At 56.5% G+C, this 5,857-nt stretch carries 6 protein-coding genes; 1 reads left to right on the top strand and 5 read right to left on the bottom strand.

What is annotated here, in order from left to right; genetic code table 11:
- Positions 1-297: hypothetical protein (locus ABSG47_RS20045; RefSeq protein ID WP_424172061.1), on the top strand; the 297-nt coding region annotated here is incomplete at its 5' end.
- A gap of 234 nt (positions 298-531) precedes the next feature.
- Here ABSG47_RS20045 and ABSG47_RS20040 read toward each other — a convergent pair.
- The 5 genes from ABSG47_RS20040 to ABSG47_RS20020 form a co-directional block, all read right to left on the bottom strand.
- Positions 532-1,080, bottom strand: a complete 549-nt coding sequence (locus ABSG47_RS20040; protein WP_424172058.1) for an SRPBCC family protein — start codon at positions 1,078-1,080, stop codon at positions 532-534.
- A 4-nt stretch (positions 1,081-1,084) separates the two neighbouring features.
- Positions 1,085-1,483: a VOC family protein gene (locus tag ABSG47_RS20035; RefSeq protein WP_424172055.1), complete on the bottom strand. Its 399-nt coding sequence runs from the start codon at positions 1,481-1,483 to the stop codon at positions 1,085-1,087.
- Between the two features lie 42 nt (positions 1,484-1,525).
- On the bottom strand, positions 1,526-1,903 hold the full coding sequence (locus tag ABSG47_RS20030; RefSeq protein ID WP_424172052.1) for an ArsR/SmtB family transcription factor: 378 nt from the start codon (positions 1,901-1,903) through the stop codon (positions 1,526-1,528).
- A 138-nt stretch (positions 1,904-2,041) separates the two neighbouring features.
- Positions 2,042-2,848 (bottom strand): hypothetical protein, encoded by an 807-nt coding sequence (locus ABSG47_RS20025; RefSeq protein WP_424172049.1) that lies wholly within the window; start codon positions 2,846-2,848, stop codon positions 2,042-2,044.
- Between the two features lie 45 nt (positions 2,849-2,893).
- Positions 2,894-5,086 carry a S9 family peptidase gene (locus ABSG47_RS20020; RefSeq protein ID WP_424172046.1) on the bottom strand — a complete coding sequence of 731 codons (2,193 nt, stop codon included), beginning with the start codon at positions 5,084-5,086 and terminating at the stop codon, positions 2,894-2,896.
- Positions 5,087-5,857 lie beyond the last annotated feature (771 nt).

Genomic DNA, 5,857 nt, shown 5'->3' with positions numbered 1-5,857 from the left:
CCACAGCAAGAGGAGAAACGCCCTGGTCTCTATATCCCTTGTCCCTTTTCCCTTTCTTTCCCCATTACCAAAGTCCACCACCCTTTCGTAACCCCACCTCCTTCAGAAACTTTGCATGCAATTAACCCCATTTATGCTTTACTAAGAATCAGCAGAAGAAAGAGCCACGGCCCGAATCCCAAAAAGGATTCGGGCCGTAGCTCTTTCAAGGCAGCCCAGAAATTTTTTTTCGAGGGTGTCCCCTCAAAAGTAACCACTCATGATAATCAATTAGTAAACACCATAAATCAACGGTAAGTTACACAAAAACAATCACATAGCGGCATAATTTCCCATCCCAAAGAAAACAGCCTTCCTGGGAAAACAAAAAGCGAAAGTAGCCGGGGAAGCCCAACTGCCTGAAAGCCTCCGCCACTTGCGGGAGCTTCAATTGCGCGAAGGCGGTGAAGGTCATCCACAGGCGGAATAGGCCGGTGACAATCCAGAATGAGATTTTGGACAGTTTGGATTGAACATAAAAATCGCCTTTCTTCAGGATTTTGCGGCTGGAGGCTGCCAGTTGGGCGTCTCCACGCCTAACTGCCCGGCGTATTCGGCGTTCAATCGCCGCCACTCGAATTTCATGGCATCGGCGCCTACGATGCGTCCGACTGGATTACCTGCGAGGGATCGATCCATGACATCGAGGCATATGTGCCAACCCGCTGCGCCCCATGCAATGAAGCGGCGATCAATGCTGTGCCACAGCGTCAGGCGTGTACCGTCTGCCAGCGGCTCCAGTTCCCATCGCATGTCGTGATACTCCAGCACCCTTGGGGCATCCGCTCGCATCACTTTAGTCTCGGTAACCTGCGTTGTTGTCACCCAGCTAAGCTTCACAGTGCTTCCAGCCGTTCCGAGGTTCCCATCCGCTTCGAAGGGGGCCCACTCGCGCAGTTGTGCCGGGTCTGTCAGCGCCTGCCAAACGCTTTCTGGCGAGTGACGCAGTTCTCTCACAAGGATAAGCGTCCATTTTTCGCCATCCTTTTGTACCTGCGCCCCGCGCGCCGGGCCGGGCGTGTATGGAGTGCGGTCGTTCATGGCTTTATCCCTGCCAGTGTGCCAGTTGCGTGATCTGAATGAGATTGCCGCAGGTGTCGTTCAACGTGGCGATCTTGGCATACTTCACATCTGTCACCGGCATGGTGAACTCGGCGCCACTGGCTTTCATGCGCTCGTGATCGGCCTCGATGGCGTCAGTAAAGAAGTTGGCGGCGGGTTGTCCCTGCTGGAAGATGGCTTCCTGATAGGACTTTGCCGCTGGATTGTTGTTCAGGGCAAGCTGCAGCTCCATGCCATCAGGCTCCTCTGCTGAGGCCACTGTGAGCCAACGAAACGGCCCCTGGCTGAAGTCCGCTTTCTTCACAAAGCCCAGGACTTCGGTATAGAAGCGCAGAGCCTTTTCCTGATCGTCCACATATACGCTTGTCAATTTGATCTTCATCGCCGTTTTCCTCTCGTTGTCGGATTCGCGGACAGTGCCGCGTCACTTCTTCTTCTTTTTCGTTGACGCAGATTTCGTTTGTGTTGCCTGCTTCAAACGGCTGCGCTCCATGCGGTCCAGATGGTGATCGAGCGCATCCACGTAAGGCGCCCAGAATTGGCGGTATTCCTCGATCCATTGGGCGGCATTTTTCAGCGGTGAGGCGTCCAGACGGCAGGGCCGCCACTGCGCTTCACGTCCGCGTGCGATGAGCCCTGCGCGCTCAAGCACCCTCAGGTGCTTTGAGACCGCGGGCATGGACATCTGGAAGGGCTGCGCTAACTCGGTCACCGAAGTCTCGCCCATTGCAAGGCGGGCAAGAATGGCGCGCCGGGTGGGATCGGCAAGCGCGGCAAAGGTCGAACTGAGTTGATCTTGCATGGGCTGAGTTTTTATTTTTAATAAACCAATCAGTTAAATAACTGATTGGTTAAATGTATTCCACACCTTATTTCCCCGTCAAGCGGTTTTTATCGCGAAATTTGGGGATGCGTATCAGAGCGCGGCTTTCAGCGCTAGTTACTTTTTTAAGTCATTGCAGGCGGAACGCAGCGTAAATTCGAGCGATTCGCGCGGAACGCTTTCAACAAAAGGCTTGATCACCCAGCCAAGCCCGGTGGGGATCGAGCGTGTCAACGAGATGCTTTCAATCTGCATGTAGAGGCCGCCGTCTCCCTCTTCGTAGCTCCAGTAGGTGTTCAGCCGCCAAAGGAAGCCATGTTCTTCGCCATCGCTGAGCGCGTGCTCATTACTTGTGCCGGGAGAGGCGATCTCCGCAACGCGTGTGCTGCGCGAAGAACTGTATCCGTGCTGAGCGTCGAGGCGGGCAAAGGCGACGTCATAGGTCATATCCATGACCACGGTGAGGACATGCTTCTGGCGAACCCGCATCGATGCATTGATGTGGTCCACTCCGCTGTCGCTGTGTTCGCTCAGCACCTTTGCCTGCAGCACCTCCGGCGAAAAGTGTTGCGGATACGTGTTGAAATTCTTCATCAGCCGCTCAAAGTCTGCAACCTGCGCGTTGGGGACGAAAGCTGTGCCGCGCCAATGATGCAACATTGCGCCGGTCAGATTGGTGTTCGAATCGGTGTTGAGGTTTTCGATAACAAGATCTCCGCGGCGCAGGCGATCGCGAGCCGAATCGAGGCCGGCGAGAAAGCCCGTTGGCGATTGATACTGGTGCGCAAGTCGCGCTTCCACTTTCTCCAGGTATGCATCGAAGCCGGTATTCGCTGCGGGCTGAGGAGCGTCCGCAGCCCGCGCGCGACCGCATGGGAATGACAAGAAGAGAACGAGCCCCAGAACAAGCCAGGATTTTTTCAAAGATGCGTGCTCCGTGACAGCTTCTTCATAGGACGGTTTTGTGCGCTATTGGTTTTCCGTCACGCCAAAGGCTTTGTTGAGGAATTCGATGATGCGCTGGCGGCCATCGTAGCCGTGCCAAGGCTCGGACGAAGGACGGCCAAAGATGCCGCCGGCGAGCGGACCGTGATCCTCGCGCGGATAGCTGACCAACTCGACCGGAACGCCTTCCTGACGCAGGGCGCGGTACATCTCCTGGGACTGGCCGAGCGGATCGGTGCTGTCGGACTCGCCCTGGATGAGCAGGAAGGGTGTTTTGGCGTGAGCAGCACCGGAGAGCGGACTCTGCCGCCAGGCGTCTTCCATGTGCTCCCAGGGTTTGCCGAAGTACCAGCGGTCATACCAGGAGCCGCGCTCGGTGCCGTATTCGCTGAACTGATCGATAACGGGCGCGCCGGAGATGATGGCCTTGAAGCGATCTGTCTTTCCCTCGACGAAGCCGGCCATCTCGCCGCCATAGCTGTAGCCCATGAGCGCCATTTTGGTGGAATCGAGCGGGTATTTGGAGAGAACGTAATCAACACCGGCCATGATGTCCTGATAATCGCCGCCGCCGAGATCATTCTTGTTGGCGGCACCAAAGGCGACACCGTAATTCGATGATCCGCGCGGATTGGGACGAAGAACGGCCCAGCCGTGGCCGAGGAAAAAGTCGGCGTAAGGGTCGTGGCGATTCTCGAATGCGCCGAAGGGGCCGCCGTGGACGTCGACGATGAGCGGGACTTTACCGGATTGAGCTTGCGGGGGCAGATAGAGCAGGCCCTCGACGGTGAACTTGCCGGACTTCCACGAGACGAGCTCGGGCTCTGTGGAGCGAAGGCCAGCCGGAGCGAGCTCTGGGATGGGAAGCGCGGTGCAGGATGCGCTGAGTGAAGCCGAGTAGCAGAGTTTTACCGGATTGCCGCCGCTGTCTGCGAGCCAGAGCCAGCCGGTCTGCTTGCGGTTGGTTGTGAAGCCGGTGATGGCCGCTGATCCAAGATCGATTGGCGTCGGCCTGGTCTTGCCGTCGAGCGTGAGCTTGACCACGGAGTTGCGTGTGCCGATGCCCGCGGCTGCTATGAGCGTTCCATCGGGCAGGAACTGGAGCACTCCGGCGTTGATCTGGCCGGCGAAACCGGCAGAGATGCGGATGGGCTGCGTGCCTGAAGCGAGCGAAGGCAGCGCGAAGAGCTCGTCATAGCCGGGAGGCGCATCTTCAGGAGTAGCTGCAGCAAAGACAAGGGCGTTGCCGTCAGCAGAGAAGGCTGCTCCGCCGATGGTGGCGGGGATGGCGTTGATCTGCTCCGCTTGACCGGGTGTGGCGGCGTCTACAATCCAGGATTTGCCTGCGGGACCAAGGTCCGAGAGATCGTTCGGCGGTTCGGAGACTACGAAGAGCTTATTGGCCGCCGGCGACCAGGCAGCGGAACGAACGTCGGGCTCGATGGCGACGGGCTTGAGCGCGCCCGGCTTGTCTCCAGCTTCGAGGGCGCCATCGGCCTTGAGCGCGGCGAGATAGAGACGCGAGCCGTGCGGATCGTGGTTGACCCATTCGGCGTCGGCCTTGGCGTCGCGGCCTTTCTTCTCTCCAGCCGTCTCCGGGTCATGGGCGATGATTGCGAGCCACTTGCCATCGGCGGAGATGGAATAACTGCTTACGTCTATGGGCAGCGCTTCGTTCTTGTCGTCTTTCTTCTCGTCCTTCTTGTCATCTTTCTTTTCGTCCGGCTTTTTATCGTCGGCCTTCTTGTCGGCGTTCGGCGGAGGGATGAAGTTCTTGGCCTTCGACTCATCGACGACGGGAATGACCTTCAGATCGTAGGGCTGGGCTTCGCCGCCGCGCATATCCAGCCTGAAGAGCTGCGTGTGTTCGCCGCGGCGGGCGAGAAAGAAGATGGCTTTGCCGTCCGGCGACCACTGCGCGGCGCGTTCGCCGCGCTTGTCAGAAGGACCAGAGAAAGTGAGCTGGCGGAGGGAGTCAGCCGCAGCCGAGGTGGAGACGAGCCAGATGTGGGTCTTTGCGCCGTCGGCCGTGGAGTCAGTCACGGTGAACAGCACCTGCGTGCCGTCGGGCGAGAGCTGCGGGGCGCCGAGGGCTTTCAGGTGGCGCAAGTCGTCGGTGTTGGGAAAGCGCGGTGAGTCCGCGGCATGGAGAGCAACGCCGATGGTAAGAAAAAGGGCGAACGACAACTGCAGGCGGAAAGGCAGGTTGCGTGGCATGGCAATAAGCATACACGGCGGCAAAAGTGGAGGCGGCTCAGAGGGAGTGGAGCAGGCCTGCAATTTCCTGTGAGACAGTTTACGACTTAAGTATTTGATATTAAAATGTTTGAGTTGAATTTTCCATGTTTACTTAATTGTCAACAGGCACCCAAAATTGGTTACCTTTTTAAGGAAAAAAAGATTTTCTTCCTTTTTTTTCGAGCCTTACAGCCTGTTTACCACTTAAGGCAGTAATTACTCTGTTTAACCCACGTTTAGGAACGTCTACGCTTTTCAAGAGCATTCGATTTTTCGACACGCTCTTTTCGTTGCGAGTTTTTCGCAATTACGAACACTCCTGCAAGAGTGGCTAGAGCATTTCTCCTCTTGCTGTAGAGCGACCCCTGGCGCAAAAACAAATACGCGGCGAGGGTGGGGCACCCGAACTGTATACCTTCGGGAGAGATGCTCTGATGTTGCGGCCTGGGACGGCAGCGTCTGAGGATTTGCTGGAACAACTTTCGCTTTTTGTTTTCCCGGCCAGGCTGTTTTTCGAGAGGTGAAGAATTATGCCGCTATGTGATTGTTTTTGTGTAATTTACCGCTGATTTACAGTGTTTACTAATTGATTATCATGAGCGGTTACTTTGGTGAGATACCCCCCCGAAAAAAAAATTTCTGGGCTGCCTTGAAAGAGCTACGGCCCGAATCCTTTTTGGATTCGGGCCGTAGCTCTTTCTTCTGCTGATTCTGAGTAAAGCATAAATGGGGTTAATTGCATGCAAAGTT

Source organism: Occallatibacter sp., from assembly GCF_049510455.1.
GTDB lineage: Bacteria > Acidobacteriota > Terriglobia > Terriglobales > Acidobacteriaceae > Telmatobacter.
This window is presented reverse-complemented; position numbering and strand designations above follow the sequence as displayed.

Excerpts from the sequence above, each read along its gene's own strand:
- ABSG47_RS20040 (WP_424172058.1), bottom strand. The coding sequence starts at position 1,080 with ATGAACGACCGCACTCCATACACGCCCGGCCCGGCGCGCGGGGCGCAG.
- ABSG47_RS20035 (WP_424172055.1), bottom strand. The coding sequence starts at position 1,483 with ATGAAGATCAAATTGACAAGCGTATATGTGGACGATCAGGAAAAGGCT.
- ABSG47_RS20030 (WP_424172052.1), bottom strand. The coding sequence starts at position 1,903 with ATGCAAGATCAACTCAGTTCGACCTTTGCCGCGCTTGCCGATCCCACC.
- ABSG47_RS20020 (WP_424172046.1), bottom strand. The coding sequence starts at position 5,086 with ATGCCACGCAACCTGCCTTTCCGCCTGCAGTTGTCGTTCGCCCTTTTT.